At 75.3% G+C, this 15358-nt stretch carries 17 protein-coding genes and 1 pseudogene; 9 read left to right on the forward strand and 9 right to left on the reverse strand.

Features of this window, described 5'->3' with window-relative positions; translation table 11 throughout:
- Together DY240_RS20740 and DY240_RS20745 are read left to right on the forward strand one after the other, a co-directional pair.
- Positions 1 to 1165, forward strand: a pseudogene (locus DY240_RS20740) (DUF1116 domain-containing protein); the annotation flags it as partial.
- Positions 1162 to 2574, forward strand: a complete 1413-nt coding sequence (locus DY240_RS20745) for a YlbE family protein (protein WP_119661753.1) — start codon at positions 1162 to 1164, stop codon at positions 2572 to 2574. The pseudogene DY240_RS20740 and the gene DY240_RS20745, both read left to right, overlap by 4 nt.
- A gap of 179 nt (positions 2575 to 2753) precedes the next feature.
- Here the strand turns inward: DY240_RS20745 and DY240_RS20750 are convergent, their stop codons facing one another.
- The 7 genes from DY240_RS20750 to DY240_RS20780 are packed head-to-tail and all read right to left on the reverse strand — an operon-like array spanning position 2754 to position 8200.
- Complete coding sequence (locus tag DY240_RS20750) at positions 2754 to 3338, reverse strand: nucleotidyltransferase family protein (RefSeq protein ID WP_119661784.1); 585 nt, start codon at positions 3336 to 3338, stop codon at positions 2754 to 2756.
- Positions 3328 to 4434, reverse strand: a complete 1107-nt coding sequence (locus DY240_RS20755) for an XdhC family protein (RefSeq protein ID WP_119661754.1) — start codon at positions 4432 to 4434, stop codon at positions 3328 to 3330. The genes DY240_RS20750 and DY240_RS20755 overlap by 11 nt, the downstream gene beginning before the upstream one ends.
- A 14-nt stretch (positions 4435 to 4448) precedes the next feature.
- Positions 4449 to 5591 carry a vWA domain-containing protein gene (locus DY240_RS20760; RefSeq protein ID WP_119661755.1) on the reverse strand — a complete coding sequence of 381 codons (1143 nt, stop codon included), beginning with the start codon at positions 5589 to 5591 and terminating at the stop codon, positions 4449 to 4451.
- Positions 5588 to 6475, reverse strand: a complete 888-nt coding sequence (locus DY240_RS20765; RefSeq protein WP_119661756.1) for an AAA family ATPase — start codon at positions 6473 to 6475, stop codon at positions 5588 to 5590. The genes DY240_RS20760 and DY240_RS20765 overlap by 4 nt, the downstream gene beginning before the upstream one ends.
- Positions 6476 to 6519: 44 nt before the next feature.
- Entirely contained in the window at positions 6520 to 6888 is a 369-nt protein-coding gene (locus DY240_RS20770) for a GatB/YqeY domain-containing protein (RefSeq protein WP_119661757.1), read from the reverse strand.
- Complete coding sequence (locus DY240_RS20775; RefSeq protein ID WP_119661758.1) at positions 6885 to 7763, reverse strand: alpha/beta fold hydrolase; 879 nt, start codon at positions 7761 to 7763, stop codon at positions 6885 to 6887. The genes DY240_RS20770 and DY240_RS20775 overlap by 4 nt, the downstream gene beginning before the upstream one ends.
- Positions 7760 to 8200: a helix-turn-helix domain-containing protein gene (locus DY240_RS20780; protein WP_199701887.1), complete on the reverse strand. Its 441-nt coding sequence runs from the start codon at positions 8198 to 8200 to the stop codon at positions 7760 to 7762. The genes DY240_RS20775 and DY240_RS20780 overlap by 4 nt, the downstream gene beginning before the upstream one ends.
- A gap of 131 nt (positions 8201 to 8331) precedes the next feature.
- Between DY240_RS20780 and DY240_RS20785 the strand changes: the two genes are divergently transcribed.
- The 5 genes from DY240_RS20785 (at position 8332) to DY240_RS20805 (ending at position 13179) form a co-directional block, all read left to right on the forward strand.
- A complete protein-coding gene (locus tag DY240_RS20785) occupies positions 8332 to 8799 on the forward strand; it encodes a nitroreductase family deazaflavin-dependent oxidoreductase (protein WP_119661786.1) in 468 nt (155 codons plus the stop codon).
- Between the two features lie 41 nt (positions 8800 to 8840).
- A complete protein-coding gene (locus DY240_RS20790) occupies positions 8841 to 9176 on the forward strand; it encodes a YciI family protein (protein ID WP_119661759.1) in 336 nt (111 codons plus the stop codon).
- Entirely contained in the window at positions 9173 to 10393 is a 1221-nt protein-coding gene (locus DY240_RS20795; RefSeq protein WP_119661760.1) for an RNA polymerase sigma factor, read from the forward strand. The genes DY240_RS20790 and DY240_RS20795 overlap by 4 nt, the downstream gene beginning before the upstream one ends.
- Positions 10394 to 10497: 104 nt before the next feature.
- Positions 10498 to 11913 (forward strand): MFS transporter, encoded by a 1416-nt coding sequence (locus DY240_RS20800; protein ID WP_199701888.1) that lies wholly within the window; start codon positions 10498 to 10500, stop codon positions 11911 to 11913.
- 42 nt (positions 11914 to 11955) lie between these two features.
- On the forward strand, positions 11956 to 13179 hold the full coding sequence (locus DY240_RS20805; RefSeq protein WP_199701894.1) for an MFS transporter: 1224 nt from the start codon (positions 11956 to 11958) through the stop codon (positions 13177 to 13179).
- Here DY240_RS20805 and DY240_RS20810 read toward each other — a convergent pair.
- Both DY240_RS20810 and DY240_RS20815 read right to left on the reverse strand, forming a co-directional pair.
- Entirely contained in the window at positions 13170 to 13658 is a 489-nt protein-coding gene (locus tag DY240_RS20810) for an SRPBCC domain-containing protein (RefSeq protein WP_119661761.1), read from the reverse strand. The two genes, DY240_RS20805 and DY240_RS20810, sit on opposite strands and share 10 nt — an antisense overlap.
- Entirely contained in the window at positions 13655 to 13996 is a 342-nt protein-coding gene (locus tag DY240_RS20815; protein WP_119661762.1) for an ArsR/SmtB family transcription factor, read from the reverse strand. The genes DY240_RS20810 and DY240_RS20815 overlap by 4 nt, the downstream gene beginning before the upstream one ends.
- A gap of 311 nt (positions 13997 to 14307) precedes the next feature.
- Between DY240_RS20815 and DY240_RS20820 the strand changes: the two genes are divergently transcribed.
- Both DY240_RS20820 and DY240_RS34155 read left to right on the forward strand, forming a co-directional pair.
- Positions 14308 to 15099 carry an RNA polymerase subunit sigma-70 gene (locus DY240_RS20820; RefSeq protein WP_199701896.1) on the forward strand — a complete coding sequence of 264 codons (792 nt, stop codon included), beginning with the start codon at positions 14308 to 14310 and terminating at the stop codon, positions 15097 to 15099.
- Positions 15009 to 15272 carry a hypothetical protein gene (locus DY240_RS34155; protein ID WP_199701898.1) on the forward strand — a complete coding sequence of 88 codons (264 nt, stop codon included), beginning with the start codon at positions 15009 to 15011 and terminating at the stop codon, positions 15270 to 15272. The genes DY240_RS20820 and DY240_RS34155 overlap by 91 nt, the downstream gene beginning before the upstream one ends.
- Positions 15273 to 15358: the final 86 nt, after the last annotated feature.

The following is a 15358-nucleotide window of genomic DNA, read 5'->3' on the forward strand; positions in this document are numbered from 1 at the left end:
GGACGGCCCCGGGGCCGGCGGGTTCGGCGCCGCGCCCGCACCGCGCACCGTCGGCTCGGCCGCCCGCCGCGACGGCGCCACCGTCGCGTTCGTCTCGACGCCGGGAACGTACGCGTTCGCCGACGCGATGGACGCGCTGCAGCACGGCCTGCACGTCGTCGTGTTCTCCGACAACGTGCCCGTCGAGCAGGAGCTCCGCCTCAAGCAGGAGGCCCGTGAGCGCGGTCTGCTGGTCATGGGCCCCGACTGCGGGACGGCGGTGGTCGGCGGGGTCGGCTTCGGGTTCGCCAACGTCGTGCGGCCCGGGCCGGTCGGCATCGTCGCGGCGTCCGGTACCGGCGCGCAGCAGCTGCTCTGTCTGCTCGACGGCGCGGGCGTCGGCATCAGCCACTGCCTCGGCGTCGGCGGCCGCGACCTGTCCGCCGCGGTCGGCGGCGCGTCGACGCTGGCGGCGCTGGACCTGCTGGCCGACGACGACGCCACCGAGGTCGTCGTCGTGGTGAGCAAGCCGCCGGCTCCGGAGGTGGCCGACGCCGTCCAGGAGCGGGCCGAGAAGCTCGGCAAGCCGGTCGTCCTCGCCCTGCTCGGGCCCGGCCGGCCCGACCTCACCGCCGTCGCGAAGACCGTCGTGACCACGGCCGGGGCGCAATGGCAGCCGCCGCGGTTCTGGCCGGCGGCGCCCGCGGCCGGGCCGTACCCGTCGATCCGCGGGCTGTTCGCCGGCGGCACCCTCTGCGAGGAGGCACGGCTGCTGGCCGCCACGGCGCTCCCGGCCGGCGAGCACAGGTTCGTCGACTTCGGCGACGACAGGTTCACGCGAGGACGGCCGCACCCGATGATCGACCACTCGCTGCGGATCGAGCGGCTGCTGGCCGAGGCGCGCGACCCGTCCTGCGGCGTCGTCCTTCTCGACGTCGTGCTCGGCCACGGCGCGCACCCCGACCCGGCCGCCGAGCTGGCCCCGGCGATCGTCCGGGCACGCAACGTCGCCGGGGCGCGCGGCCGCGACCTCGCCGTCGTCGTCGCGCTGGTCGGCACCGCCGACGACCCGCAGGGACTGGAGGAGCAGGCGCGGGCGCTGCGCGACGCCGGAGCGTCGGTGCACCTGTCCAGCGCCGCTGCCGCCCGGGCGGCCATCGCGCTGGTGGACGGGGGTGCCGCATGACCGACCTGCTGGGTGCGGAGCCGCGCGTCGTGAGCGCCGGCGTCGACCTGTTCGCGGCCGCGCTGGCCGCCCAGGCGGTGCCCGTGACGACGGTCGACTGGCGGCCGCCGGTGGCCGGGACGGAGGACGCCCTCACCCGGGTGCTGGCCGACCCTCGGCGGCCGGACGCGAACGCGCTGGCGCTGTCCCGGATGCTCGAGGCGGGCGCCGAGCTCGTCGACGTCCGCCCGGCCCGCGACGTGCTCGGGCTGGAGCCGGGGCAGTTCCTGCACGCCGGGCCGCCCATCACCTGGGAGCGAGCGTCCGGACCGCTGCGCGGCGCGCTGATCGGCGCGGCGCTGTTCGAGGGCCTGGCGGCGACGCCGTCCGAGGCCGAGGCGCTGCTGGCCGCGGGCGACGGGGTGCAGTGGGCGCCGTGTCACGACCGGGGCGGCGTCGGCCCGATGGCCGGGGTCGTGTCGCCGTCGATGTGGCTGTTCGAGCTGCGCGACCCGGCGCACGACCGGACCGCGTGGTGCTCGCTCAACGAGGGCCTCGGGACGGTGCTGCGCTACGGCGCCTACGGGCCGGACGTCATCGAGCGGCTGCGCTGGATGGCGTCGGTCCTGGGCCCGCTGCTGCAGACCGCCGTGCGGCGGCGTGGACCGGTGGACGTCAAGGCGATCGTCGCGCAGATGGTCCAGATGGGCGACGAGGGCCACAACCGCAACCGCGCCGGCACCCTCATGCTGCTGCGCGACCTGCTGCCCGCGCTGGTCGACAGTGGCGCACCGTCCTCGGACGTCGCCGCGGCGGTGGAGTTCGTCGGCGGGAACGACCACTTCTTCCTCAACCTCGTCATGCCGGCCGGGAAGCTGCAGACGGCGGCCGCCGCGGACCTGCCGGGATCGACCGTCGTCACGACGATGGCCCGCAATGGGACCGACTTCGGCATCCAGGTGTCCGGGACCGGCTCGGCCTGGTTCACCGCGCCCGCGAACACGCCGGAGGGGCTGTATCTCGGCGCCTACGGGCCGGACGACGCGAACCCGGACATCGGCGACTCCGCGATCACCGAGACGATCGGGCTGGGCGGGTTCGCGATGGCGGCCGCACCGGCGATCGTCCGGTTCGTCGGCGGGTCGGTCCCGGACGCGCTGGCGACCAGCCGGCTGATGTACGAGATCACCCTCGGCGAGAACCCGGCGTACGCCATCCCGATCCTGGAGTTCCGCGGCGCACCGACCGGCATCGACGTCACGCTGGTGGCCCGGACCGGCGTGCTGCCGCAGATCAACACCGGGATCGCCGGCCGGGTCGCCGGAACCGGCCAGGTCGGCGCGGGGCTGGTGCAACCTCCGATGGACTGCTTCACCTCGGCGTTGTCCGCCCTCGCCGCGGCCGCTCCCCCGCTGTCGGCCCCGGAATGATCACGTTCGGCACGAAATCCCGTGCTGTACCACGATTGCAGGCCTCGTGACGCTCGGGTGATCGTGGTGATGGCCCGGCTGATACGCCGGAAAGCGATTGCCGAGCACACCACCACGGTTACCCCAGCGTCGACACGCTTGCAGGCGTAGTACAGCACGGGATTTCATGCTGAACGTGATCATTCCGAGGGGAGGTCGGCGGGGGTGTCGACGTCGGTGGGGGTTCCGGTGCCGGTGCAGTCGACGGGGGTGACGAGGCCGGGGTGGGCCCGCAGGAAGGGGCGGGCGCCGACGTCGCCGACGGCCAGGGCCGCGACCTCGTCCCACACATGGCGGGCCAGCAGGACGGGGTTGCCGCGCGCGCCGCCGTAGGTCGCCACGGCGACGGACAGGGCGCCGCCCGACGCCGTCCACGCCGAGCGCAGCCGCGTCACGGCCTCCACCCCGACCCACGGCTGGTCGACCAGCGCGACGACCACCGCCTCGGCCGCCGACCAGCTCAGTGCCCGCAGGCCGGCCCGCAACGACGACCCCATGCCGGTCGCCCAGTCGGGGTTGTGCACGACGATCGCGCCGGGCACGGTCAGCGGCACCGCGCCGGACACCACGACGACCGGGGCGCAGCCGCCGCCGGACAGCAGCTCCGCCGCGCGGTCCACCAGCCGCGAGCCCTCGTACTCCACCAGCGCCTTCGGCCCGCCGTACCGCGAGCCGGCACCCGCCGCCAGTACCAGGCCGGCGACGGCCGCGCCGTCAGAGGGCATCCGCCGCGAGCGGTTCACGGTGGATCGGTCCACTGGTGTCGCGCAGGCGCCGGCCCGAGCCGCCCCACCGCGACGCGATGATCTCGGCGGCGATCGACACCGCCGTCTCCTCCGGCGTCCGGGCGCCGATGTCCAGGCCCAGCGGCGACGCCAGCCGGGCCAGCTCGGCCTCGGTCAGACCTTCGGCGCGCAGCCGCTCCAGCCGGTCGTCGTGGGTGCGCCGCGACCCCATGACCCCGATGTACGCGGCCGGCGTGCGCACCGCGGCGGCCAGCAGCGGCACGTCGAACTTGGGGTCGTGGGTGAGCACGCAGATCACCGTGCGCGAATCGACGGTCGTCGATGCGAGGTAGTCGTGCGGCCACTTGACCACGACCTCGTCGGCGTCGGGGAAGCGTCGCGGCGTCGCGAACACCGGCCGGGCGTCGCACACCGTCACGTGGTAGCCGAGGAACCGGCCGACGCGGACGAGAGCGGCGGCGAAGTCGATGGCCCCGAACACCAGCATCCGCGGCCGCGGCGCGAACGACTGCACGAACACCTGCAGGTCGTCCAGGCGCCGCTCGCCGGAGGCGCCGTACCGCCGGATGCCGGTCATCCCCTGGTCGAGCATGCCGCGGGCGTCGTCGGCGACGGCGTCGTCGAGCCGCGCGCCGCCCAGCGACCCCGCGACGCGGTCGGGCCAGACGACGAGGTGTGCGCCGATCTCCCCCGGCCCGGCGACGACGGTCGCGACCGCGACCGGCGAGGACGCCTCGACGCTCTCCGCGACGTCAAGCAGCGCCGGGAAGGTGTCGCGGTCGACCGCCTCGACGAACACGTCGATGATCCCGCCGCAGGTCAGCCCGACCGCGAACGCGTCGTCGTCGCTGACGCCGTAGCGCTGCAGCACCGGCGGCCGGCCGGCCATGACCTCCTGCGCCAGCTCGTACACCGCGCCTTCGATGCAGCCGCCGGACACGCTGCCGACCGCCTCGCCGGCCTGGGTGACCGCCATCGACGCGCCGGGCTGGCGCGGCGCGGACCGGAACGTGCTGACGACGGTGACCAGCCCGGTGCGCTCGCCGTCGCCGACGGCGGCCACCAGCTCCCGCATCACCTCTCGCACCGTCACCACCCCTCTCGAACGCCCCGCGGCCGCGCGAGCAGCCGGGCCAGCTCCTCCATCGCGCCCAGCGAGTGGCCGGCCACGAGCCGGTCGACGTGCGGGAGCGCCGCCCGCATGCCGCCGGTACTAGGACTGTATCCTTGATATCCCCGATGCGGGTTCACCCACACGATGCGCCGCGCCAGCCGCGCCAGCCGGGCCATCTGCGCGGCGAGCAGCGCCGGGTCGCCGCGCTCCCAGCCGTCGCTGCCGATGACGACGACGGCGCCGCGGGCCGTGCCGCGCTGCCCCCAGCGGTCGAGGAACTCCTTCAGCTCGTCGCCAAGGCGGGTGCCGCCGCTCCAGTCGTCGATGGCCGCCGATGCCGCCGCCAGCGCCGCCGCGGGCTCGCGTCGCCGCAGCTCGCGGGTGACCCGGGTGAGCCGGGTACCGACGGTGAACACCTCCGTTCCGGGACGGACGCGGCAGGCGGCGTGGGCGAAGCGCAGCAGCGTCTCGGCGTACGGCGCCATCGATCCACTGACGTCGATGAGGAAGACCAGCCGCCGCTGCCGCCGTCCGTGCCGGTGCCGCCGCAGGTCGACCGGCTCGCCGCCATGGCGCAGCAGGCTCCGGACCGTGCGGCGGGCGTCGACCGGCCCCGACGGCGACGGGCGCAGCCGGCGGGTGGTGCGGTCGGGGGCGGCCGGCCGCAGTGCGCTGACGTAGCGGTCGACCTCCGCGCGGTCCGCCGCACCCAGCGTGGTCACGTCGCGGTGCCGGAGCACCTCGATGCGGCTGGCGGTGGCGACCCGCTGCCGCTCGGGATCGGCGTCGTCCTCGGGGTCGCCGTGCCGGCCGTCGCCCGAGTCGTCGGGCAGGGCGGCCAGCCGGGTGACCGGCGGGACGGTGACCCGCCGCGGCGGGCGGTCGGGGCGGCGGCCGAAGTACGCGGCGAAGACGCGGTCGTACCGCTCGACGTCCTCCGGCGACGCGCACAGCGTCACCCGCCCCGCCCAGTACACCGACCGCAGCGAACCCGCGCCCAGGACGTCGAGCGCCTCGAGCGTCGCGTGCACCCGGGTGGGCGGGACCTCGACGCCGGCCGCGGCGAGCCGCCGGGCGAACCCGACGACCGGTTCCGTCACCGCCGGCGAGGGCGTCATGGCCGGCCGACCAGCTCCGCGACCTCGTCCATGATCCGCTCGGTGTCCTCCTGGTACTTGAGGACCGCACCCAGCGTCCGGGTGGCGAGGTCGGGCGACAGCTCCGTCGCGCCCAGCGCCGTCAGCGCCGTCACCCAGTCGATCGACTCGGCCAGACCGGGCGGCTTCAGCAGGTCGGCGTCGCGCAGCCGCTGCACGGCACGGGCGACGTCGTCGGCCAGCCGCTCGCTCACCCCGGGCAGCCGCCGCCGGATGACCGCGACCTCGCGCTCGAACGTCGGGTGGGCCAGCCAGTGGTAGAGACAGCGCCGCTTGAGTGCGTCGTGCACCTCGCGGGTGCGGTTGCTGGTGACGACGACGACCGGCGGCGTCTCGGCGCGGACGGTGCCCAGCTCGGGGATCGAGATGGTGAAGTCGGAGAGCACCTCCAGCAGGAACGCCTCGAACTCGTCGTCGGCGCGGTCGACCTCGTCGACCAGCAGCACCGACGGCGTCGTCTCCAGCGCCCGCAGCAGCGGCCGGGCGAGCAGGAACCGGCGGTCGTACAGCTCGTGCTCGAGCCGGTCGACGTCGGTGACGCCCGCCGCCTCGGCCGCGCGCAGGTGCAGCAGCTGGCGCGGGAAGTCCCAGTCGTACAGCGCCTGCGCGGCGTCGACGCCCTCGTAGCACTGCAGCCGGATGAGCGGCGCGCCGAGCACCTCGGCCAGCGCCTGCGCGAGCGAGGTCTTGCCCACCCCGGCCTCGCCCTCGAGGAACAGCGGCCGGCCCATGCGCAGCGCCAGGAACGCCGCCGTCGCCAGCCCCTCGTCGGCCAGGTAGCCCGCGGCGTCGAGCCGCCGGGCGAGGTCGCCGGGCGTCGTCACCGCGCTCTCGGTGTCCGCCATGAGCCAACGCTACGCCGAGCCTGCCGCTCCACGCCGGGGGCGCGTCAGGTGAGGTACGACGCGAGCGCGTCGGCCTCGCGCCGGAGCCGGTCGGCGGCCTCGTGGCGGCCGTGGGCGTCGTAGCGGCCGGCCTCGGTGCGGCGCTCCGTCACCTGAGCGCGCAGGATCGCCCGGACGTCGTCGCCGGACAGCTCGCGCCGCCGCACGTCGGCCGCGCCGAGCCCCACGTGGGCCCCGGCGACGTGCTCGCTGGTCACCGCGGGCGCCGGTCCGGTGAGGTCGACCGCCTCGGCGTTGTCGACGGCGGCGAGCGCGGTGCGCAGCACGCTGACGATCTCGGGCCGGCGCGCCTTCATCGCGGCGACGAGATCGGCGCGCAGCGCGGCCCGCAGCGCGTCGGCGTCGGTGGTCATCGTGGGTCTCCGTTCGTGAGGAAGCGGTGGACGGGCTCGGCGTAGCCCGTCGGGATGTGGCCGACGCCGGGCAGCAGGACCACGTCGGCGTCCGGGAGCAGCTGCCGGACACGTCGCGCGGTGCCGGGCGAGTCGAGCATGCGGTCCTTCGCGCCGGCGACGACCAGCAACGGTGCGGCGAGGCCTCGCAGCTGGTCGTCGGTGAAGGTCGGCAGCGGGTCGCGCCGGTAGCGGAAGCCGCGCTGGATGAGCAGCAGCTGGTCGCCGAGGGCACGCAGCATGGCGGGGTCGTCGGCGGACTCCTCCATGCTCGGCCGCGGCCCGACCACCAGATCGAGGGCCGCCCGCCGGCCGCGCTCGCCGAAGGGCATCAGGAACGCCGACGCGAGCACCGCCGCGTACTTCTGCCGGCCGATCCCGCCGGGGACCAGCAGCGCGACCCGCCGCACCCGCCCCGGCCGGCGCAGCGCGTAGTCCAGCGCCAGCCAGCCGCCGAGCGAGGCACCGACGAACGCCGTCCGGGCGACGCCGAGCCCGTCGAGCACGTCGTCGAGCCACTCGGCGTAGGCGTCCGACGCCAGCGACGGCCGGGCCGGTGCGCTGAGACCCGCCTCGCCCAGGACGTCGACCGCGTACAGCCGGTGCGTCCGCGCCCACAGCGCGGCGTCACCGGCCCACGCCGCCGAGTTGAACCCGGCGCCGTGCAGCAGCACCACCGGCGCGGCGTCCTCCGGGCCGCAGGCCAGCACGAACGTGTCGCCGTGCCGGGTGGGCAGGGTCGTCCGCGTCGACGGGACCGGCCAGCGGTCGAGCAGGGCGCGGTAGCCCGCCTCGACCGACTGGCGCGCGTCGTCGGAGCGGTAGATCGCGGTCACAGCTCCGACTCCGTGAACGAGCCGACGAGACCGACCAGCGCCGCCGTATCCGCGGGGCTGCCGATGGCCACGATCTTGAGACTGTTCCGCCGCGGGTCGTACACGGTCTGGACGTGCAGCCGGGCGGAGTCGCCGGGCCGGCCCGCCGCCGCGCCGGTGACGAGGGTGGTCAGGCGGTCGACGGCCGGGCGCTCGACGCCGTCGATCTGCACGATCGCCGACACCTCGACCCGCGGCGCCGCGGCCGGCGACGGCGCGCGTACCGCCGCGGTGCGGCCGCCGGTGAGCGCGTCGACGTCCTCGGCGGCGATGCGGTACTGCTTGCCGATGCGCACCGCCGGCAGCCGGCCGTCGCGGACGTAGCCGCGGACGGTCCGCACATGCAGGCCGAGCATGGCGGCGACGTCCTCGGCGGAGTAGAGCGTTCCAGTCGTCACCTTCCCTATCCTTCCGCAAGAGCCCCGATCAAGCAACCGGATAAGGAAGGATGGGGCAGTACGGCGGAGCGGCCACGATCGGTCAGGAATCGAGAAGCGTCCGACGCGGCCGCGCTTCTAGCGTGATGGCCATGACGAACGACACCACCAAGCAGACCCGCCCCAAGGGCACCCCCGGCCGCCTGTCGCTGTGGTTCCAGCGCCGCATGAACACCAGGACGGTCGAGAAGATCCGCCGCAAGGGCACCGGCCGGATGATGGGCATGGACGTCCTCGTCCTGCACACCGCCGGGCGCCGCAGCGGGCAGCCGTACCTGACCCCGATCGCGTGGTACCCCGACGGCGACGGCGCCCGCCTGGTCGTCGCGTCCGGCGGCGGCAGCGCCGACCCGAACTGGTACCGCAACCTGACGGCGCACCCTGACCGCGTGTCCGTGGAGCTGCCGGGTGAGCGGCCGCGGCCGGTCACGCCGCACACGCTCGACGGCGCCGAGCGCGACGACGCCTGGCAGCGCATCGTCGCCGCCAACCCGCGGTTCGCGAAGTACCAGGCCAAGAGCGAGCGCCGGTACCCGATCGTCCGGCTCACCGAGCGCTGACCCCGTTCGCGCTGTCGGTGCGCGGTGCCAGACTCTCCGGCATGAAGTACATGCTGCTGATCTGCGACGACGAAACGAGGTCCCCGAGCACCGAGGAGATGGCCGCCGACCCGGTGCACCAGGCGTGGGAGGCCGACCTCGAGCGCCGCGGCGCCGAGGTGTTCGGGGCGCGGCTGCGGCCGACCTCCACCGCCACGACGGTGCGGTTCCGCGACGGCGAGACGCTCGTGTCCGACGGGCCGTTCGCCGAGACCAAGGACTTCGTCGGCGGCGTCGTGGTCGTCGACTGCGCCGACCTCGACGAGGCCATCGCCATCGCCGCCGGTCATCCGTACGCCCGGTGGGGCAGCGTCGAGATCCGCGCGGTCTGGGAATGACGGCCGACGTCCAGGCCGTGCGCGCCGCGGTCGACGCGGCGTACCGGGAGGAGTGGGGTCAGGTCGTCGCGACGCTGATCGGGCTGACCCGCGACTGGGACCTGGCCGAGGACTGCGCGCAGGAGGCGTTCGCCGCCGCGCTGACGGCGTGGCCGCGCGGCGGCATCCCCCGCAGGCCGGGCGCCTGGCTCACGACGACGGCCCGGCACCGCGCGACCGACCGGCTGCGCCGCGACACCGCCGGGCGGGCGAAGCTGCGCCAGCTCGCCGTGCTGGCCCGCGAGCCGGACGAGTCGCCGGCCGAGGACATCCCCGACGAGCGGCTCCGGCTGATCTTCACCTGCTGCCACCCGGCGCTGCCGTTCGAGGCCAGGGTCGCCCTGACGCTGCGCACGCTGGCGGGGCTGAGCACCGCGGAGATCGCCCGGGCGTTCCTCACCGCCGAGGCGACCATGGCCCAGCGCATCGTCCGGGCCAAGCGCAAGATCGCCGAGGCCGGCATCCCGTACCGCGTCCCGCCCGCCGAGCTGCTGCCCGAGCGGCTCGCCGCGGTCCTCGCGGTGCTCTACCTGATCTTCAACGAGGGCTACGACGAACGGGACGGGCGCCGCGCGCTGGCCGCGGAGGCCATCCACCTCGCCCGCGTGCTGGCCCGGCTGCTCCCGGGCGAGCCGGAACCGCGCGGCCTGCTCGCGCTCATGCTGCTGCACGAGGCCCGCAGGGCGACGCGCGTCGACGACGGCGTGCTCGTCCCGCTGGAGCGGCAGGACCGGTCCCGGTGGGACCGCGCGCTGGTCGACGAGGGCGTCGCCGTCCTCGACGAAGCCCTCGCGACGCGCCGCACGGGGCCGTACCAGGTGCAGGCCGCCATCGCCGCCTGCCACGCCACCGCCCCCGACGCCGCCGGCACCGACTGGCCGCAGATCGCCGCCCTCTACGCCGAGCTCGGCCGCCTGGCGCCGTCACCGGTGGTGGAGCTGAACCGGGCCGTGGCGGTCGCCATGGCCGACGGCATCCCGGCCGGTCTCGCGCTGGTCGACGAGCTCGCGGCGTCGGGCCGGCTGGACGGCTACCACCTGCTGCCCGCGACCCGCGCCGACCTGCTGCGCCGGGACGGCCGCACCGCCGAGGCCCGCGCGGCCTACGAGGAGGCGGTGCGGCTGGCGCCGTCCGACGCCGACCGCCGCTACCTGACTGCGCGGTTGAACGCTCTCTGACCTGCGGCGCAGCAGATTCCTCGCATTTTCTCGCGGCGGATGTCGATCCGCGGCGGGTTCCTTCGTCGGTGGGGCGACCGACCCTACGGACGAAGGAACGAGCGATGTCGTACACCGAGACCCTGCCCCGGCCCACCACAGAGCCGCCCGCGCGGACGACCAGGCCGGGGCTCGTGCTGGCGCTGGCCTGCGCCGCCCAGGCGATGGTCGGCCTGGACACCGCGATCGTGAACGTGGCGCTGCCCTCCATCCAGCGCGACCTCGGCGCCGGGTACGGCGCGCTGCAGTGGGTCGTCGTCGCGTACGGGCTGTTGCTCGGCGGGTTCCTGCTGCTCGGCGGGCGGATGACCGACCGGCTCGGCCGCCGGCGGATCTTCGTCGCCGGGCTGGCCGTCTTCACCGTCGCGTCGCTGCTGGCCGGCGCCGCCCACGAGGCCGAGCTGCTGATCGCGGCCCGCGCCGCCCAGGGCCTCGGCGCCGCGCTGACCGCACCGGCGGCGCTGTCGCTGCTGGCCGTCACTTTCCCCGAGGGACGGGCCCGGCACCGGGCGCTCGGCCTGTTCGGCGCCGTCGGCGGCGCGGCCGGCTCCGTCGGTGTGGTCGCCAGCGGGCTGCTGACCGCCGGTCCGGGTTGGCGCTGGGCGTTCCTGCTCAACGTCCCGGCCGGCGTGCTGCTCATCGTGCTGGCGGCGGTGTTCCTGGCCGCCGACCGGCCGGCTGAGCGGACCGGCCGGCTGGACATCGCCGGTGCGACGACGGTGACCGGTGCCCTGCTGCTGTTCGTCTACACGCTGCACCACGCCACCGGCCACGGCTGGACGTCCGCCTCGACGCTGGCGCTGTTCGCGGCGGCCGCCGTGCTGCTGGCGGCGTTCGTGCGGATCGAGCGCCGCTCCCCCGACCCGCTGGTGCCGGGCTCGACGCTGCGCAACCGCACGCTCGTGGCCGCGAACCTCACCGGATTCCTGGCCTTCGGTGCGCTGCTCGCCTTCATCTTCATCGGCTCGCTGCTGATGCAGCAGGCTCTGGGGTACTCGCCGGCGGCCACCGGGCTGGCCTGGCTGGCCACGACGGTCACCGTCGTCGTGGCCGCCATCGGCGGCGCCCGGCTGGTGGCGCGGGCCGGGGCGCGGACGTCGCTGGTCAGCGGCCTGTCGCTGCTCAGCGTCGGCGCGCTGTGGCTGGCCCGCGTTCCCGCGGACGCCACCTACGCGGCGGACCTGCTGCCGGCCTTCCTGCTCGCCGGGCTCGGCTTCGGGCTGTGCGGGCCGGCGGTGCAGATCGGCGCGCTGTCCGGCGTGTCGCAGTCGGCGGCGGGGCTGGCGTCCGGCTTGGTCGAGACGATGCGCGAGATCGGCGGCGCCGCCGGCGTGGCCGTCGTGTCCGCCGTGCTCGTCGCCGGGTCCGCCCTCGACGGTTCCGGCCTCGACGGGTTCCGCGCGGCGTTCGGGTTCGTCGCCGTCCTCGCCGTGCTCGGCGTGGTGGCCGCGGCCGCCGGATTCACCGGCCGGCGCGGATGACCGCCTTGAGCCGGCGCCCTCCGATGGCCGATCCTCGTGGTCGTGACGCGAACGGACGGCGGGAGCCTGCTGCGGCGCGATCCGGCGTTCCGGTCGCTGTTCGCCGCACGGACCGTCTCGTTCCTCGGCGACTCGCTGAGCCTGGTCGCGTTGATGCTGCACGTGGCCGACACCGCCGGTCAGGCGCTCGCCGTCGCGCTGCTCCTGCTGGTCGGCGACCTCGCGCCGGCGCTGCTGAGCCCGCTCGCCGGCGGGGTAAGCGACCGGTGGGACCGGCGCCGGGTGATGATCGGCTGCGAGCTGGTTCAGGCCGGGCTGCTGGCCGCGATCGCCGTGTCGCTGCCGCCGTTGCCGCTGCTGCTGGCGCTGGTCGGCGTCCGGGCGGTGGCGGGGCACGTGTTCCTGCCGGCGTCGCGGGCCGCGGTCGCGACGCTGGTGCCGCCGCGTCACCAGGCCGCGGCGAACTCGGCACTAGGACTGGCGACGAACGGCGGCGAGGCGGCCGGCCCGCTGGTCGCGGCGGCGCTGTTCCCGCTGGTCGGCGTGCGGGGCGTGCTGCTGGTCGACGCCGCGACGTTCCTGCTGTCGGCGCTGCTGCTCCTCCGCCTGCCGCCGCTGCCGCCGTCAGCAGCCGGCACGAACGGCGAACCCGGCGCCGGCCTGCTGCGCGGTGCCCGCCAAGGGGTGGCGCACCTGTGGCGGGAGCCGGCGCTGCGGATCATCGGCCTCGGCTTCTGCGCTGTCGTCGCGTTCAACGGGATCGACGACGTCGCGCTCGTGGTCCTGGCCAAGGACACCTTCGACGCGGGCGACTCCGCGAGCGCGACCCTGCTCGCCGCCGTCGGCATCGGGCTGTTCGCCGGGTACGCGCTGCTCGCCCGGTGGTCGGCGCGGGCGTCGCTGCTCTGGCTGCTGGTCGCCGGGTTCGCCGTCAGCAGCGTCGGGAACCTGCTCACCGGGCTGGCGTGGGCGGTCGCGGCGGCGTTCGCGCTGCAGACGGTGCGCGGCCTCGGCATCGCCGCGATGGACGTCGCGACGAACACGCTGCTCCCCCGGCTGGTGCCCGACACGATGCTCGGCCGGGTGTTCGGCAACCTCTACGGCGCCATCGGCCTGGCCGCCGGCCTGTCGTACGTGGCCGGCGGCCTGCTGCTGGACGCGACGTCGGTGCCGGTGACGTTCGTCGTCGCCGGAGCGGGCGGCACGCTGGCCACGGTCGCCGTCGCCGCCACGCTCCCCCGCGCGCTCCGCCGCCGTCAGCCCTGAACCAACAGCGCGGCCAGCCGCTCGAACTGCTCGAGGATGCCCTTCGTCATGCCGGAGTCGACGGCGAGGTCGAGCACCTCCGGCGCCGGGAAGGTCGTCAGCCAGTGCACCCGGGTGCCGCCGTCGACCTCCTCGAACGTGATGGTCTCGACGGCGGGCGGCCCGCCGGCCGGCTCCATCTCCGGCGCCGTCGTCCGCACCAGCCGCTTCGGCGGGTCGACCTCGAGGAACTCGCCCTGGAACGCGATCTCGCCGCCGTCGTACCGGTTGACCCACTTCCACCGGCCGCCGGGCCGCACGTCGAACTCGACGACCTCGGTGGTGGTGCCGTGCGGGCCGATCCAGCGCGCCAGGTGCGCGGGGTCCGTCATGGCGGCCCAGACGAGCTCGCGCGGCGCGGCGAACACGCGCTCGATGAGCAGCTCCGATCCCTCGGCGACGACGGTGGTGGCGGCGTCGCCCAGCTCGCGTCGGGTCATGGCCGATCTCCCTTCTGCAGGTCCGTCAGGTAGTGGTCCAGCCGGTCGAGGCTGTCGCCCAGGAAGTCGCGGTACTGCTCCATCCAGGTGACGACGTCGCGCAGCGGCTCCGGCCGCAACCGGCACGACCGCCACTGCGCCCGTCGCGTCTGCTCGACGAGCCCGGCCCTCTGCAGCACCTTCACGTGCTTGGAGATGGCCGGCAGCGACACGTCGAACGGCTCGGCCAGCTGGCCGACGGTGGCCTCGCCGCGGGTCAGCCGGGCCAGGATGGCGCGTCGGGTCGGGTCGGCGAGCGCGGCGAACGTGGCGGTGAGCGGATCGGCGTCGACCGTCATTTTCCCCTCCGGTTAATTAACTACACAGGAAAATAGGTCTCGCGCCACAAAAAGTCAATCGGTCGTGTGAACCAGTCGGCGCCGGCGCGCGTCATAGGGGCACGGGCCGGATCGGCGGAGGGTTGCCGACCCATGCGAGGTCCCGTGACCGTGAACGATGCTCCCGACGCTGGGCGGCTGCGGGCTCAGCGATCGTTGGCAGCACACAGTGACCGCCTGTGCGGCGCCGGTCACCACGGTCACGCCTTCGCCGTCCGGCCCGGCCAGCTCGGCCCGTCACCGCGCCCCGGACTGCGGCTACCCTCCGGGACATGGAGCTGCCAGGCGGGCCGGACGAGGCGGGGCTGCTGGCTGCCGCCCGCGACGGCGACTCCGCGGCGTTCGACCAGTTGGTCGCGCCGTACCGGCGGGAGCTGACGGCGCACTGCTACCGGCTGCTCGGCTCCGTCCAGGACGCCGAGGACGCCGTGCAGGAGTCACTGCTCAGTGCGTGGCGCGGACTGGGCGGGTTCGCCGGACGCAGTTCGCTGCGCACCTGGCTGTACCGCATCGCGACGCACGCCAGCCTGCGACTGAGCTCGAAGCGGCCACGGCGGCTGCTCTCCCCCGACCACGGGCCGGCCCGCACCAGCGTGGTGGACCTCGGCGAGCCGGTGCCCGGGCCGGTGTGGCTGGAGCCCCTGCCCACCGAGGGCGACGTCGTGGATCGCGGGACCGACCCGGCGGAGGCGTACGTCGAGCGCGAGGGCGTCGAGCTGGCGTTCGTGGCGGCACTGCAGCACCTGCCGGCGACGCAGCGGGCGGTGCTGATCCTGCGCGAGGTGCTGCAGTACTCCGCGGCCGAGGCGGCCGACCTGCTCGACACCACGCCGGCGCCGGTGAACAGCGCGCCCGCGCCTCCGTCGGCGACCGCCTGCCCTCCGTCAGCCAGCGCGACGAGCTGTCCGCCCTCGGCGCGTCGGGGCGGCGCGAGCTCGTCGACGCGTTCGTCGCCGCCTGGGAGCGGGCCGACGTGCCGGCGCTGCTGTCGCTGCTGGCCGAGGACGCCCGCTTCACGATGCCGCCGCTCCCCACCTGGTTCGACGGCCGCGCCGACGTCGTGAGCCGACGTTGGTCGTGCCGGTGGGAAGGTCGCTGGCGTTCGCGATGGAGCCGGCATCGTGCCGACGGCCACGCGCGCGGCCGTGGCCCCTCACGGTGCCGACGAACCCAGTCGTGTGGTGCCAGCCAGGCCGGGCGCACCGGTCGTGTCGCCGTCGACCGCCGGTGCCGATGACGACGAGCTGCAGGCCGCTGATGGGTGAGGGATCCGGGTAGCCAGGACGACGCGGATCCCTCACCCATCCAGGCCGCGACGGCATC

The organism is Jiangella rhizosphaerae (genome assembly GCF_003579925.1).
Classification (GTDB): domain Bacteria; phylum Actinomycetota; class Actinomycetes; order Jiangellales; family Jiangellaceae; genus Jiangella; species Jiangella rhizosphaerae.